The organism is Micromonospora sp. DT15, assembly GCF_049841475.1.
In the GTDB taxonomy this organism is placed as follows: Bacteria; Actinomycetota; Actinomycetes; order Mycobacteriales; family Micromonosporaceae; genus Micromonospora.
In genome coordinates, this window is record NZ_JBNCKJ010000009.1 from 155,744 (window position 1) to 170,070 (window position 14,327).

At 69.1% G+C, this 14,327-nt stretch carries 15 protein-coding genes; 9 read left to right on the forward strand and 6 right to left on the reverse strand.

From position 1 onward, the window contains the following. Position 1 precedes the first annotated feature (1 nt). From ACLQ3F_RS20855 to ACLQ3F_RS20875, 5 genes are all read left to right on the forward strand, one after another. A complete protein-coding gene (locus ACLQ3F_RS20855; protein ID WP_334501836.1) occupies positions 2-931 on the forward strand; it encodes a F0F1 ATP synthase subunit gamma in 930 nt (309 codons plus the stop codon). After that, entirely contained in the window at positions 931-2,367 is a 1,437-nt protein-coding gene (gene atpD, locus ACLQ3F_RS20860) for a F0F1 ATP synthase subunit beta (RefSeq protein WP_357222280.1), read from the forward strand. Before ACLQ3F_RS20855 ends, atpD begins: the two co-directional genes overlap by 1 nt. A 224-nt stretch (positions 2,368-2,591) precedes the next feature. Then, positions 2,592-3,734, forward strand: coding sequence for an LCP family protein (locus tag ACLQ3F_RS20865; protein ID WP_357204073.1), 1,143 nt, complete (start codon positions 2,592-2,594; stop codon positions 3,732-3,734). 87 nt (positions 3,735-3,821) lie between these two features. Further along, positions 3,822-4,103 (forward strand): F0F1 ATP synthase subunit epsilon, encoded by a 282-nt coding sequence (locus ACLQ3F_RS20870; protein ID WP_355008058.1) that lies wholly within the window; start codon positions 3,822-3,824, stop codon positions 4,101-4,103. Positions 4,104-4,115: 12 nt separating this feature from the next. Next, a complete protein-coding gene (locus tag ACLQ3F_RS20875) occupies positions 4,116-4,571 on the forward strand; it encodes a DUF2550 domain-containing protein (RefSeq protein WP_355008057.1) in 456 nt (151 codons plus the stop codon). Between the two features lie 409 nt (positions 4,572-4,980). On the opposite strand, the gene ACLQ3F_RS20880 is transcribed toward ACLQ3F_RS20875, so the two are convergent. Next, entirely contained in the window at positions 4,981-5,553 is a 573-nt protein-coding gene (locus tag ACLQ3F_RS20880; RefSeq protein WP_355008056.1) for a cob(I)yrinic acid a,c-diamide adenosyltransferase, read from the reverse strand. Between ACLQ3F_RS20880 and murA the strand changes: the two genes are divergently transcribed. Further along, complete coding sequence (murA, locus tag ACLQ3F_RS20885; protein WP_425850908.1) at positions 5,552-6,994, forward strand: UDP-N-acetylglucosamine 1-carboxyvinyltransferase; 1,443 nt, start codon at positions 5,552-5,554, stop codon at positions 6,992-6,994. The two genes, ACLQ3F_RS20880 and murA, sit on opposite strands and share 2 nt — an antisense overlap. A gap of 95 nt (positions 6,995-7,089) precedes the next feature. Further along, positions 7,090-7,938 (forward strand): 3-hydroxyacyl-CoA dehydrogenase family protein, encoded by an 849-nt coding sequence (locus ACLQ3F_RS20890; RefSeq protein WP_355008054.1) that lies wholly within the window; start codon positions 7,090-7,092, stop codon positions 7,936-7,938. Between the two features lie 48 nt (positions 7,939-7,986). Here the strand turns inward: ACLQ3F_RS20890 and ACLQ3F_RS20895 are convergent, their stop codons facing one another. Continuing rightward, the gene (locus ACLQ3F_RS20895; RefSeq protein ID WP_357198638.1) at positions 7,987-8,832 is read right to left on the reverse strand and encodes an ABC transporter permease; all 846 of its coding nucleotides are present in this window, start codon (positions 8,830-8,832) and stop codon (positions 7,987-7,989) included. Next, on the reverse strand, positions 8,829-9,680 hold the full coding sequence (locus ACLQ3F_RS20900) for an ABC transporter ATP-binding protein (protein WP_357198635.1): 852 nt from the start codon (positions 9,678-9,680) through the stop codon (positions 8,829-8,831). Before ACLQ3F_RS20900 ends, ACLQ3F_RS20895 begins: the two co-directional genes overlap by 4 nt. Before the next feature lie 151 nt (positions 9,681-9,831). On the opposite strand from ACLQ3F_RS20900, the gene ACLQ3F_RS20905 reads away from it, so the two are divergent. Next, positions 9,832-11,838, forward strand: coding sequence for a protein meaA (locus tag ACLQ3F_RS20905; RefSeq protein WP_425850909.1), 2,007 nt, complete (start codon positions 9,832-9,834; stop codon positions 11,836-11,838). 40 nt (positions 11,839-11,878) lie between these two features. Here the strand turns inward: ACLQ3F_RS20905 and ACLQ3F_RS20910 are convergent, their stop codons facing one another. Then, complete coding sequence (locus tag ACLQ3F_RS20910; RefSeq protein WP_425850910.1) at positions 11,879-12,175, reverse strand: DUF1540 domain-containing protein; 297 nt, start codon at positions 12,173-12,175, stop codon at positions 11,879-11,881. Positions 12,176-12,257: 82 nt separating this feature from the next. Next, positions 12,258-12,875 carry a DUF4126 domain-containing protein gene (locus ACLQ3F_RS20915; protein WP_355008049.1) on the reverse strand — a complete coding sequence of 206 codons (618 nt, stop codon included), beginning with the start codon at positions 12,873-12,875 and terminating at the stop codon, positions 12,258-12,260. 71 nt (positions 12,876-12,946) lie between these two features. On the opposite strand from ACLQ3F_RS20915, the gene nucS reads away from it, so the two are divergent. Further along, positions 12,947-13,606, forward strand: a complete 660-nt coding sequence (nucS, locus tag ACLQ3F_RS20920; protein WP_112584054.1) for an endonuclease NucS — start codon at positions 12,947-12,949, stop codon at positions 13,604-13,606. 8 nt (positions 13,607-13,614) lie between these two features. Here the strand turns inward: nucS and ACLQ3F_RS20925 are convergent, their stop codons facing one another. Beyond that, on the reverse strand, positions 13,615-14,271 hold the full coding sequence (locus ACLQ3F_RS20925) for a class I SAM-dependent methyltransferase (protein ID WP_425850911.1): 657 nt from the start codon (positions 14,269-14,271) through the stop codon (positions 13,615-13,617). Between the last annotated feature and the right edge of the window lie 56 nt (positions 14,272-14,327).

Consider the following 14,327-nt stretch of genomic DNA (forward strand, 5'->3'; position numbering starts at 1 on the left):
CATGGCGGCCCAGGTTCGCGTTCTTCGTCAACGAATCCGCTCGGCGAAGTCGATGAAGAAGATCACCAAGGCGATGGAGCTCGTGGCGACGAGCCGGATCGCCAAGGCCCAGGCCCGGGTGCAGGCGTCCCTGCCGTACGCCCAGGCCATCACCGGTGTGCTCACGGCGCTGGCGTCCAACGCGCGGATCGACCACCCGCTGCTCACCCCGCGCGAGCGGGTGCGGCGGGCGGGCGTCCTGTTGGTCACCAGCGACCGTGGCCTGGCCGGCGGTTACAGCTCCAACGCGATCAGGATGGCCGAGTCGCTGATCGCGCGGCTCAAGGCGGACGGCAAGGAGCCGGTGCTCTACGTCATCGGGCGTAAGGGCGTCGGGTTCTACCGGTTCCGCGACCGGCCGATCGAGGCGAACTGGACCGGGTTCAGCGAGCAGCCGTCGTTCGAGGACGCCCGTACGGTGGGTGAGACGCTGATCAAGGCGTTCACCGCCGGTGCGGACGACGTCGACGGTGGCGCTGGCGCGGACGGGGTGCTCGGCGTCGACGAGTTGCACATCGTCTACACCGAGTTCCACTCGCTGATGACGCAGAACCCGGTCACGAAGATCATCGGCCCGATGCAGGTCGAGGACCGGCCGCGCTCCGAAGGACTGCTGCCGGCGTACGAGTTCGAGCCCGAGGCGGAGGCGCTGCTCGACGCGCTCCTGCCGAGGTACATCAACACGCGGATCTACGCGGCGTTGCTCGAGTCGGCGGCGAGTGAGTCGGCGGCACGGCGGCGGGCGATGAAGAGCGCCACCGACAACGCCGAAGAGATGATCGAGAAGTACACGCGTGAGATGAACTCGGCCCGTCAGGCCGGGATCACCCAGGAGATCAGCGAGATCGTCGGCGGCGCCAACGCGCTTGCCGCGTCGGGAAGTGAAGTGTGATGACTGCACCAGTAGAGACCAAGACGGCCACGGGTCGCGTGGTCCGGGTCATCGGCCCGGTCGTCGACGCCGAGTTCCCGCGCGACGGCATGCCGGCCCTGTTCAACGCCCTGAACGTCACCGTGAGCCTGTCCGGCGGTGAGAAGACGCTGACCCTGGAGGTCGCCCAGCACCTGGGTGACAACCTGGTCCGCGCCATCTCGATGCAGCCGACCGACGGTCTGGTTCGCGGCGCGGAGGTGCGTGACCTCGGCGAGCCGATCAGCGTGCCGGTGGGCGACGCGGTCAAGGGCCACGTGTTCAACGCGATCGGCGAGGTGCTCAACCTCAAAGAGGGCGAGACGTTCGAGGCCGACGACCGGTGGGGTATCCACCGCAAGGCCCCGGCCTTCGCGGACCTGGAGCCGAAGACCGAGATGCTGGAGACCGGCATCAAGGTGATCGACCTGCTCGCCCCGTACGTCAAGGGCGGCAAGATCGGTCTGTTCGGCGGCGCGGGCGTGGGCAAGACGGTGCTCATCCAGGAGATGATCACCCGTGTTGCCCGTAACTTCGGTGGTACCTCGGTCTTTGCCGGCGTGGGTGAGCGCACCCGTGAGGGCAACGACCTCATCGCCGAGATGACCGAGTCCGGCGTCATCGACAAGACCGCGCTGGTCTACGGCCAGATGGACGAGCCGCCGGGCACCCGGCTGCGGGTGGCGCTCTCCGCGCTGACCATGGCGGAGTACTTCCGCGACGTGAAGAAGCAGGAGGTGCTGCTCTTCATCGACAACATCTTCCGCTTCACCCAGGCCGGCTCCGAGGTCTCCACCCTGCTCGGGCGTATGCCGAGCGCCGTGGGTTACCAGCCGACCCTGGCGGACGAGATGGGCGAGCTCCAGGAGCGGATCACCTCCGTCCGGGGCCAGGCCATCACCTCCATGCAGGCGATCTACGTGCCGGCGGACGACTACACCGACCCCGCTCCGGCCACCACGTTCGCCCACCTGGACGCGACCACCAACCTGGAGCGGTCGATCTCCGACAAGGGCATCTACCCGGCCGTGGACCCGCTGGCGTCCTCGTCCCGGATCCTCGCCCCGGAGTTCGTCGGCCCCGAGCACTTCCAGGTCGCCACCGAGGTGAAGCGGATCCTGCAGCGCTACAAGGACCTGCAGGACATCATCGCCATCCTCGGCATCGAGGAGCTCTCCGAGGAAGACAAGATCACCGTGGCCCGGGCCCGGCGGATCGAGCGCTTCCTGTCGCAGAACACCTACGCGGCGGAGCAGTTCACCGGCGTGCCGGGCTCGACGGTCCCGATCAAGGAGACCATCGAGGCGTTCCGCAAGATCAGCGAGGGTGAGTACGATCACTTCCCCGAGCAGGCGTTCTTCATGTGCGGCGGCCTCGAGGACCTGGAGCGCAAGGCTGAGGAGCTGATGAAGGCCTGACCAGCCCTCGTCGATACCCGTAGCAAAAAGACTGCCCCGGCAATGCCGGGGCAGTCTTTTGTTCATCTTCGCGTCTTAGCATCGTCGCGGTCCGTTACTCGTGGTCGTCACTTCCGCGGCTCCCGAGCTACGGTTCGTTCCGCGCTCACCTGAACGAGCGTTGATCTTTGCAACCTTTCGACGACGTGCGCCCGTCTTCCTCGTCGTGGGCGTAACGAACGGAGCTGCTCGTGGGTAAGGCCGGCAAGAGTGGCCGCAAGGCGTCCCTCTGGCGAGGTGTGCCGCGCTGGGCCAGGCTCTGCACGGTGTTCGGCACCGTGCTGACAGTGCTCTGCGGCGCCGTGCTGGTCGGCACCGAGGTGCTGATGGCCCGCTACGAGGGGTCCGTCGGCAAGGCCGATCTCTTCGGCGACCAGGCGGCGGGCGCCCAGGCGAAGAAGAGTGACATCAAGGGACCGCTCAACATCCTGCTCGTCGGCATCGACCCGCGTACGCCGACGGCCGCGCCGCTGGCCGACTCGATCATGGTGCTGCACGTGCCGGCCTCGATGGACCGGGCCTACCTGTTCTCGCTGCCTCGTGACCTCTACGTGCGGATCCCGGCGTTCAAGAAGGCCGAGTTCCCGGGCGAGACCACGAAGATCAACGCGGCGATGTCGTTCGGCAGCAGGGTGCCGGGGGCCAACCCCGACGCGGCACGGGGCTTCGAGTTGCTGGCCACCACCGTGCAGAACGTCACCGGCATCAAGCGCTTCGACGCCGGCGCGATCATCAACTTCACCGGTTTCCAGAAGATCGTCGACGCCATGGGCGGTGTCGACATGTACATCGAGCGCGATGTGAAGTCCGAGCACAAGCAGCCGGACGGCAAGCCGCGGCCGGGCAACACCCGTGGTGAGGGCTACGTCGGCCCGCAGGCAATCTACAAGAAGGGCAACCGGCACCTGAGTGGGTGGCAGGCGCTGGACTACGTCCGGCAGCGCTACCCGAAGAACGGCGTTCCGGATTCCGACTACGGTCGTCAGCGCCACCAGCAGCAGTTCGTCAAGGCGATGGTCGGCCAGGCGTTCAGCGCCGACGTGGTGTCCAACCCGATCAAGCTGGACAAGGTGCTCCGCGCCGCCGGCCAGTCGTTGATCTTCAACGGTCGAGGCAACAGCGTCGTCGACTTCGGGCTCGCCCTGAAGGACATCCGCCCGAACACCATTGAGATGATCAAGCTGCCCGGTGGTGGAGTCTTCGAGGGGCAGAAGTACCTGGGCGAGCAGTTCCAGGAAGGTGTGCCGGACTTCTTCACCGCCCTGCACAACGAGCAACTCGACCCGTTCCTGCTGGAGCACCCGGAATTCGTGAACAAGGCCAAGTAGTCAGGTCGGCGTTGTCCCACCCGCGTTGGGCGCGCCGCATCGTCAGGCTAGACTTTCGGCAATCCGTAGCCGCAGCAAGGAGACAGCGTGGCACAGCAGCTTCACGTCGAGCTCGTCGCCGTCGAGGAGAAGGTCTGGTCCGGTGACGCCGAGATGGTCGTCGCCCGGACGACCGAAGGCGAGCTCGGTGTCCTGCCGGGGCACGCGCCGCTGCTCGGCCAACTCGCCGAGCCCGGTCAGGTGCGCATCAAGCTCGCCGGCGGCGAGCAGGTCGCCTACGAGGTGGCCGGCGGCTTCCTCTCGGTGAGCGCCGAAGGTGTCACAGTGCTGGCCGAGAGCGCAACCCCGGTCTCCGCGCAGAGCCGCTGAGCCACACCGGGGATGGAGATCGTCGAAGGATTCGGAATCGGCGTTGTCGTCATCCTCGGCGCGCTTCTGACCCTCTTCGTCCGGCGAGCTCTGGTCACCCGCAGCGGCGGCATCATCCGGCTCAGCGTCCGGGTCTCCACCATGCTCGACGGCCGCGGCTGGTCGCCTGGCTTCGGCCGGTTCGCCGGTGACGAGCTCCGCTGGTACCGGATGTTCAGCTTCGCGATCCGGCCCAAGCGGGTCCTCTCCCGCAAGGGGCTGGCCGTGGAGCGCCGCCGGTTGCCCGAAGGTCAGGAACGGTTCTCCATGCCGGCCGACTGGGTGATCCTGCGCTGTACCAGTCACCACGCACCGGTGGAGATCGCCATGGCGCGATCGACAGTGACCGGTTTTCTTTCCTGGCTCGAGGCCGCCCCTCCGGGGGCGGTCTCGCCGCGTATGGCCTCCCAGGACTGGCCGGCTGCCTGAGGCTCGCCTTTGGTTGCGCTGGTGGTTTCCGGGGCAGCCCGCCCGGCGCAGGGATCAAGCCTGACCGCCCGGAGCCGGGCGGGCTGCCCCGGAAACCCTTCGTTGGCACTGTCCGCCGTTCTGGCGCGGTTCTCTCACCTGCCGTTACCGATGCCGTTGAGTCCAGCCTCCTCGGCGCGCGCTGCGCGTCGGGCTGGTTGATCGACTCGGCTTTCTTGATGTCGGGGTGTTCTGGTGGTTGGGATGCCCCGACATCAAGAAACCCGAGTTGATCAAGGCGCCGGCCAGCCGGACTCGCCGAGGGGCCCGGGTACTGGTCGGCCTGGCTCGCGAGGAGTCGGCCTTGGCTACGCGTGGTGGCGGGCAGAGTGGGAACTCAGACCTCGACGTGGTGCGGAGCGCCCGACGTTCAGCGCTTGCCGCCCGGCACCCATAGCACGTCTCCTGCCGGATTTGCCGTTCTTGACAGGATAAAGAGCAGATCGGAGAGCCGGTTGAGATACTTTGCCGGGAGCGTGCTGGTTCGGTCCGGATCGTGGCTGACCAGCGCCCACGCTGCCCGTTCGGCACGCCGGGCGACGGTCCGCGCCACGTGCAGCAGCGCCGCACCTGCGGTGCCGCCGGGGAGGATGAAGGAGTCGAGCTTGCTCAGGCGTGCGTTGTACTCGTCGCACCAGCCCTCCAGGCGCTCGACGTACTCCTCGGTGACCCGCAGCGGCGGGTACTTCGGCTCCGGCTCGACCGGGGTGGACAGGTCGGCGCCGACGTCGAACAGGTCGTTCTGCACCGACCCCAGCACGCCGCGAAGCTCCTCGTCGAGGTTTCCCAGCGCGAGCGCGACGCCGATCGCCGCGTTGCACTCGTCGACATCCGCGTACGCGGCGATCCGCGGATCGGTCTTCGGCACCTGCTCGTTGTTGCTCAGCCTGGTCATGCCGGCGTCGCCGGCCTTGGTGTAGATGCGCGTGAGGTGGACGGCCATGACGCACAGCCTACGGATTCCCGACCTGACGATCCCGGCGCGGCCGGACAGCACCGCCGGCTTGCCGGTGGTGGTGGGCCCCGGCGACGCCGGCGATTCGACGGTCAACGATGTCGACGTCATCCGGGTACGCGGTGACGCCCGACTGTCCGGCACCGTGCATGTGGTCGGTGCCAAGAACTCGGCGTTGAAGCTGATGGCCGCCGCGCTGCTCGCGCCGGGCCGCAGTGTGATCACCAACGTCCCCCGGATCACCGACATCGCGATCATGGGGGAGGTGCTACGTCGGCTGGGCTGCGACGTCCAGTTCGACGCGGACGACCCGGTCGACCCGATGGTCGCCCGGGGCGGTGTGGCCCGGTCCCGGTCGGTGACGATCGACGTACCCGAGCAGCCGGGCGCGGAGGCCGACTACGACCTGGTTCGACGGTTGCGCGCGTCGATCTGCGTGCTCGGCCCGTTGCTGGCCCGCCGGGGGTACGTGCGGGTGGCCCATCCCGGCGGTGACGCGATCGGGTCGCGTGGGTTGGACATGCACATCTCCGGGCTGACCCGGATGGGCGCGGAGATCTCCGGTGAGCACGGGTTCGTCATCGCATCCGCCCCGCACGGGCTGCGCGGCGCGGACATCGTGCTGGATTTTCCCAGCGTCGGCGCGACCGAGAACCTGGTGATGGCAGCGGTGCTGGCCCAGGGCACCACGATGATCGACAACGCGGCCCGGGAGCCGGAGATCGTCGACATCTGCACGATGCTCAACCAGATGGGCGCGCGCATCGTCGGCGCGGGCACGTCGACGTTGCGCATCACCGGTGTGCCCGGTCTGCGTCCGGTGCGCCACGCCACGGTGGGGGACCGGATCGTCGCTGGCACCTGGGCGTTCGGCGCGGCGATGACCCGCGGCGACGTTACGGTGACCGGGCTCGACCCGGCCTTCCTGGAGGTCGCCCTGGACAAGGTGGTGGCGGCCGGCGCGCTGGTGGAGACCCGGGGGGACGGCTTCCGCGTACGGATGGACGAGCGGCCCCGGGCGGTGGACGTGGTGACGCTGCCGTACCCCGGTTTCGCCACCGACCTGCTGCCGATGGCGATTGGGCTGGCGGCCGTCAGCGACGGCGCCTCCCTGATCACCGAGAACATCTTCGACGGCCGGTTCATGTTCGCCAACGAGATGATGCGGCTCGGCGCGGACATCAAGACCGATGGGCACCACGCGGTGGTCCGTGGACGGGGCCGGCTCTCCGGCGCACCGGTGCAGGCGACCGACATCCGCGCCGGCGCCGGGCTGATCATCGCCGGGCTGTGCGCGCAGGGGGTCACCGAGGTGTCCCACGTGCACCACGTGGACCGGGGTTACCCGGACTTCGTGGCCGACCTGCGTGCGCTCGGGGTGGCGGTCGAGCGGGGCACCACCCCGGAGGAACCGTCACTGGAGATCTGAGGCCCCCACGACCCGGCCCGACCACCACTTAGCCATCGTTCAGGCTCGCCGACTAGGGTGCAGGCAGGCACTCAATCGCAGCGAGGGAGAAGCAGATGGCGGGTCGACTCGCGGTCGTCGGGGCCGGGTTGATGGGTTCCGGCATCGCCCAGGTGGCGGCGCAGGCGGGCTGGCAGGTGACGCTGCGCGACCTGGACGAGGCGGCCACCACCCGGGGTCTGGGCGGTATTCGAAAGTCTCTGGAGAAGTTCGCCGAGAAGGGCAAGATCGAGGCGTCCGAGGTCGAGGCGACGCTGGCTCGGATCACGCCGACCACCGACCTGGAGGCGGCGGCGGACGCGGACATCGTGGTCGAGGCGGTCTTCGAGCGGTTGGAGATCAAGCACGAGGTGTTCCGCGCTCTGGACAAGATCTGCAAGTCGGACGCGGTGCTCGCCACCAACACCTCGGCGATCCCGGTCACCCAGATCGCCGCGGTGACCGAGCGGCCCGAGGCGGTGGTCGGCACCCACTTCTTCTCCCCGGTGCCGATGATGCAGCTCTGCGAGCTGGTGCGCGGTTACAAGACCAGCGACGCCGCGCTGGACACCGCGCGGGCCTTCGCCGAGGAGATCGGCAAGACGGTCGTCGTGGTCAACCGGGACATCGCCGGCTTCGTCACCACCCGGCTGATCTCCGCCCTGGTGATGGAGGCGGTCAAGCTGGTCGAGTCCGGCGTGGTGTCCGCGGAGGACCTGGACACCGCCTGCCGGCTGGGCTTCGGGCACGCGATGGGCCCGCTGGCCACCACCGACCTGACCGGCGTGGACGTGCTGCTGCACGCCTCGAAGAACATCTACACCGACACCGCCGACGAGAAGTTCTTTCCGCCGGAGCTGCTCCAGCGGATGGTCACCGCCGGTGACCTGGGCCGCAAGACCGGCAAGGGCTTCTACACCTACTGAGTTGTGGCGACCGGGGCGGGCGCCCGCCCCGGTCGGCCGCTCAGCCGCTCAGCCGTCGCGCTTGGTGGTCCAGCGGAAGGTGGTCAGGCAGACCACCACACCGATCACGCACCACAGGGCCAGCACCACAGCCACCCGGCCCAGCTCGAACGAGCCGCCCGGCTCCTGGGCGCCGAAGCTCTCCGGCAGGAACACCGACCGCAGCCCCTGGCACATCCACTTGAGCGGGAAGAGTGCCGCCACCTGCTGCATCCAGGTGGGCAGGTCGGTGAAGACGAAGAACACCCCGGAGATGAACTGGAGCACCAGGGAGACCGGGGTGACCACGGCCGAGCCGCTGCGGGCCGTGCGGGCCAGTGACGAGATGGCGATGCCGCTAAGGGTGCACGCGGTCACGCCGAGCATGGAGACCCAGCCGAAGGTGAGCCACTTTGCGGCGGTGCCCGGCAGGTCGAGGTCGAACAGCGCCACCGCGAACGCCAGCAGCAGCGCCGTCTCGGCGATCCCGATCGCCACCACCATGATCACTTTGCCGGCGAACCAGACCCACTTCGGCATCGGCGTGCCCCGGTAGCGCTTGAGCACCCCCCGGTCCCGCTCGACCGGGATCCAGATGCCCAGGTTCTGGAAGCTCACAGTCATCAGGCCGGTCGCGATCATGCCGGTGATGAAGTACTGGGTGAACTTGACCCCGCCGCCGATCGTCCCGTCGAAGATCGACGCGAAGATCAGGATCATGATGATGGGGAAGCCCATCGTGAAGACCACCGACTCCCGGCTACGCAGGAACTGAGTGATCTCCAGTCGACCCTGGCGCAGGGCGAGCGCGCCGGCACCCGGCCGCCGGCCGCGGGTCGCGGTGACCGGCGTCGCCGGCTTCGTCGTGGTCGTCATCGCGAGTGTCCGATCATGGTGAGGTAGACGTCCTCCAGGGTCGGCCTGGTCACCGTCAGCCCGGGGACCTCACCGCCGTGACGCGCGGCGAGGTCGGCCACGAGGGCCGTCGGCGTCGCGCTCTGCGCGCTTTCCAGCGTCCCGTCCGGGGTACGCCAGGAGACCGTGGCGAGGGCCTCCTGCCGATTGCCCAGCCGATTGGGCGCGGCGACCTCGACAAGTCGGCCACCGGCGATCACGCCGACCCGATCGGCGAGGGCCTCGGCCTCGTCCAGGTAGTGGGTGGTGAGCACGATCGTGGTGCCGGCCGCGGCGAGATCGCGGATCAGCTCCCAGAACTCACGGCGGGCCTCCGGGTCGAACCCTGTGGTCGGCTCGTCGAGGAAGAGCAGCTCGGGGCGACCGATGATGCCGAGGGCCACGTCCAGGCGGCGCTTCTGGCCGCCGGAGAGGGTGTGCGTGCGGGCTTTCGCCTTGTCGGCCAGCCCGACCCGCTCGATCACCTTTGCCGGGTCGTCGGCGCCGGGGTAGAAGCCGGAGAAGTGTCGGATCACCTCGGCCACTGTCAGCTCGTCGAACTCGCCGGTGCCCTGGAGCACGATGCCGACCCGGGAACGCCAGTCGGCGTCGGGGTTGGCCGGGTCCGCGCCGAGCACGGAGACCTCGCCGGCATCCCGGTGCCGGTAACCCTCCAGGATCTCCACGGTCGTGGTCTTGCCGGCGCCGTTCGGGCCGAGCAACGCGAACACCTCGCCACGGTGGACGTCGAGATCCACGCTCGCCACGGCCACGTTGTCGCCGTACGCCTTGCGTAGCCCTCGGACGGAGATGGCCAGCTCGTCATCCATGCCGTCAAGTGTGCGTCCTGGCAGCAACCGGTGGGTGCCCGGGGTGTGGCGGTCCGCGCCACAGCGGGGGCTTGGCACCCGGACGTCCCCGACATGGACCTGTGTGGTTTTCCACAGCTCCTTTTACTGAACGGTAACTTAGACTCCGGCCATGGATGAGACGCCATTCCCGGGGCGACTGCCCGAGCGGGACCGCCCGTGGGTGATGCGCACCTACGCCGGCCACTCGTCGGCCGCGGCGACGAACGCGCTCTTCCGCCGCAACCTGGCGAAGGGGCAGACCGGCCTCTCGGTCGCCTTCGACCTGCCCACCCAGACCGGGTACGACCCGGACCACGAACTCGCCGCCGGCGAGGTCGGACGGGTCGGCGTGCCGGTGGCTCACCTCGGCGACATGCGGGCGCTCTTCGACGGTCTTCCGCTCGCCGAGACGAACACCTCGATGACCATCAACGCCCCGGCGATGTGGCTGCTCGCCCTGTACGGCACCGTCGGGCTGGAGCAGGGCGCCGACCTGGCCCGCTGCGCCGGCACCACCCAGAACGACATCATCAAGGAGTACCTGTCCCGGGGCACCTACATCTTCCCGCCCGCGGCGTCGCTGCGGCTCACCGCCGACGTGGTGGCGTACACGCTGCGCGAGATGCCCCGGTGGAACCCGGTGAACATCTGCTCGTACCACCTCCAGGAGGCCGGTGCCACGACCGTGCAGGAGGTCGGCTTCGCGCTGGCCACCGCCGTCGCCGTGCTCGACGAGGTCCGGGACTCCGGTCAGGTGCCGGCCGAGCGGATGGGTGACGTGGTCCAGCGGATCTCGTTCTTCGTCAACGCCGGGGTGCGCTTCGTCGAGGAGATCGCCAAGATGCGCGCGTTCGGCGTGCTCTGGGACGAGATCACCCGGGACCGGTACGGGGTCACCGACGCCAGACAACGGCGGTTCCGCTACGGCGTGCAGGTCAACTCGCTCGGCCTGACCGAGGCGCAGCCGGAGAACAACATCCAGCGCATCGTGCTGGAGATGCTCGGCGTGACGATGTCCCGCGACGCCCGGGCCCGCGCCGTCCAACTGCCCGCCTGGAACGAGGCGCTCGGCCTGCCCCGACCGTGGGACCAGCAGTGGTCGCTGCGGATGCAGCAGGTCCTGGCGTACGAGTCGGACCTGCTCGAATATCCCGACCTCTTCGCCGGCTCGCACGTGATGACCGCACTCGTCGACGAGATCGTCACCGGGGCGCGGGCCGAGCTGGGCGCGGTGCTCAAGCTGGGCGGCGTCGTCGCCGCGGTGGAGACCGGCTACCTCAAGAGCGCGCTGGTCGCGTCACTCGCCGAGCGGCGGCGGCGGATGGAGTCCGGTGCCGACGTGGTGGTCGGGGTCAACCGGTACACCGAGACCGAACCCTCCCCGCTGACCGCTGCGGGCGCGGGCTCCGTCGAGCAGGTCGACCCCGCGGTCGAGGCGGCCGCCGTGGACGGCGTACGCCGGTGGCGGTCCGACCGGGATGCGGCCGTCGTCGACGCGGCGCTGGCCCGGCTGCGCGCGGACGCCGCGACCACCGTCAACCTGATGCCGGCCACCCTGGAGTGCGTGCGGGCCGGGGTGACCACCGGCGAGTGGGCCGGCGCGCTGCGCCAGGTCTTCGGCGAGTACCGGGCGCCGACCGGGCTGGCCGGAGCTACCGGCGGCGGCGGGGAGCCGGGCCTCGCGGCGGTCCGCGAGCGGGTCGCCGCGACGGCGCGGGAGCTGGGTAGTGGCCGGCTGCGGCTGCTGGTCGGCAAACCCGGCCTGGACGGGCACTCCAACGGCGCGGAGCAGATCGCGGTACGCGCCCGTGACGCCGGCTTCGAGGTCGTCTACCAGGGCATCCGGTTGACCGCGGGGCAGATCGTCGCCGCCGCTGTCGAAGAGGACGTCGACCTGGTCGGGCTCTCCGTGCTCTCCGGGTCGCACCTGGCCGCCGTGCCGGCGGTGCTCGACGGGCTACGCGCCGCCGGCCGGGCCGACCTGCCGGTGGTGGTGGGCGGCATCATCCCGGCCGGTGACGCGGACACCCTCCGCGCGGCCGGGGTCGCCCGGGTCTTCACCCCGAAGGACTTCGCCCTCACCGGCATCATCGACGACCTGGTGACCGTCATCCGTCGCGCCAACGACCTGCCCTGAACGAAGCGCCGTCTCGGGCAGGTCGTCGGCCCGGCGTGGGTCAGCGGCCGGTGTAGGTCATGCAGTCCGCCATGTCGTTGTCCGGGCCGACCCTGATCGACGACGCGTGGCAAGCCAACTGCTCGTTGTGCCGGCAGTCGGCGCGCTGGCAGGCCCCCACCTGCGCGATCAGGCTCTCCACGCCGCCCCGGACGGGCGACTCGACGAAGGTGTGGCAGTGGGCGTGATCCATGCTGCCGATGGTGATCGCGAAGGCGTGGCAGTCACCCGACTGGTTGTACGCGCATGCGGCGACCACGCATTCCTGGACTCGGGGCATCTCCAACGCTGCGGTCATGCCGACCTCCTCTAGGCTCTTGCCCCGATACTAGGCTTTTGTCGCCCCGTGCAGCCCCGGTATAGCGGCCGCCGATCACGCGTCAGACGCGGAAGCCGGCGGCGCGGGCGGCCTCCCGTTCGCGGCGTCGATCGGACCGACGACGGAAGAACCAGAAGGCGAAGAATGCCAGGCCGACGAGGGCGACGAGCACCAGCACCGGCAGGATGATCGCCACCAGGGAGACCACCACGCTGGTGGCGTCCTCGGCGGTGCTGGCGACCGGGGCGCCGATTCCGGCGGTGGTCGCGTTGATCACCGGCCGGGCTGCGGACTTGAGCAGATGCACGCCCAACGCCAGCAGCACGCCGGTGACGACCGGCACCCACTGGTGCGACGAGAAGAAGCTCCCCGGGTCGCTGACCGTCACCGTCTCCGACGAGGAGCCGGCACCGAAGGCCAGGCCACCGGCGGTGGGTCGGACCACGGTCTGCACCACGTCGTTGATGTGGTCGACCACTGGCACCTTGTCCGCCACCATCTCCACGGCGAGCAGCACGGCCATGATGGCGATGACCCAGCCGTTGCCGAGCCAGGTCCAGCCGCTGGGCAGGTCGATCAGGTCGGTGTAACGGCCGAGTAGGCCGAGGATGAGCAGGGGTATATAGGCGTTGAGACCCGCCGATGCGGCGAGACCGGTGCCGGTGAGGACTTCGAACACGGTCTCAGCATCGCATCGACGCGCCAGTGCCGCTCGCTGGCGACCGGTGGGTGCTCGGCTACCCTCGTCGGGTGCGGTTGGTCATTGCGAAGTGCTCGGTTGATTACGTCGGACGGCTCTCGGCTCACCTGCCGCTGGCCACCCGGTTGCTGATGGTGAAGGCGGACGGGTCGGTGTCCATTCACGCCGACGACCGGGCGTACAAGCCGTTGAACTGGATGAGCCCGCCGTGTCGGTTGGAGGAGGCCCCCGGTGTGTGGCGGGTCGTCAACAAGGCTGGCGAGGAGCTGCGGATCACCCTGGAGGAGATCTTCCAGGACACCTCGTACGAGTTGGGTGTGGATCCGGGCCTGCGCAAGGACGGGGTGGAGGCGCACCTACAGGAGTTGCTGGCCGCCAACCCGGGCGCCCTGGGTGAGGGGTTCACGCTGGTCCGCCGTGAGTACATGACGGCCATCGGCCCGGTCGACCTGCTGTGCCGGGATGCCAACTCGGGCTCGGTGGCGGTCGAGGTCAAGCGGCGTGGCGACATCGACGGCGTGGAGCAGTTGACCCGCTATCTCGAGCTGATGAACCGTGACCCGCTGCTCAGCCCGGTCGTCGGGGTCTTCGCCGCCCAGGAGATCAAGCCGCAGGCCCGGGTGCTCGCCACCGACCGGGGCATCAGGTGTGTGGTCGTGGACTACGACAAGCTGCGCGGCATCGTGAAGGACGAGCTGACCCTCTTCTGACCGGCGTACTACCCGGTGCGCACCGCGATCAGCGACTTCGGCAGACCGAACACCCGCTCCACGAGCATTGTCGAGTCGGGGAAGTAGTGACGCATCTGCGAGCGGTCCAGCAGCTCGGTCCAGAGCACCTGGTGGATGGCGGCGTCGTGGCTGCGGGTCGGCTTGTGCCCCAACGGCCAGCGTCGGGCGAACGCGGTGCGCAGTCGTACCGGCAGGAACTGCATGCCGGGGGCGATCCAGTGTGGCTCGATGGGGAAGTAGCGGTAGGGCGTCTGCACCCAGTGCCGCTCAGCCAGTGAGCGGGCCGCGGCGGCGAAGCGGATCCGGCGTTCGTGCCCGCCCACATGCTCCAGCACCGAGTTCGAGAAGACCAGGTCGTAGCCGCCCTTGGTGAGGTGCGAGGGCAGGTCGCAGGCATCGGCCTGCTCGACGTGGGCCCAATCCGGGACGACAGCGGGCGGCTGCTCCAGGTTGACGACTGTCACCCGGGCCGGTCGGACGGTGGCTCGGTGCCAGGTGCCGAGCCGACCACCGAGGTCGACCACGTGCATGTCGCCGATCTCGGGAAAGGTGCGTGCCAGCCAGTCCGAGCGGTGCCGACGCCGTCGGGCGCTCCACGACTGGTCACTGTCGACAAGGCGGTAGCGCAATCGATTGGGGCCCATTTAACGCAATGTACCGCCGTCGCCACAGTGACCAAACATGTGGATGCACCGATCCT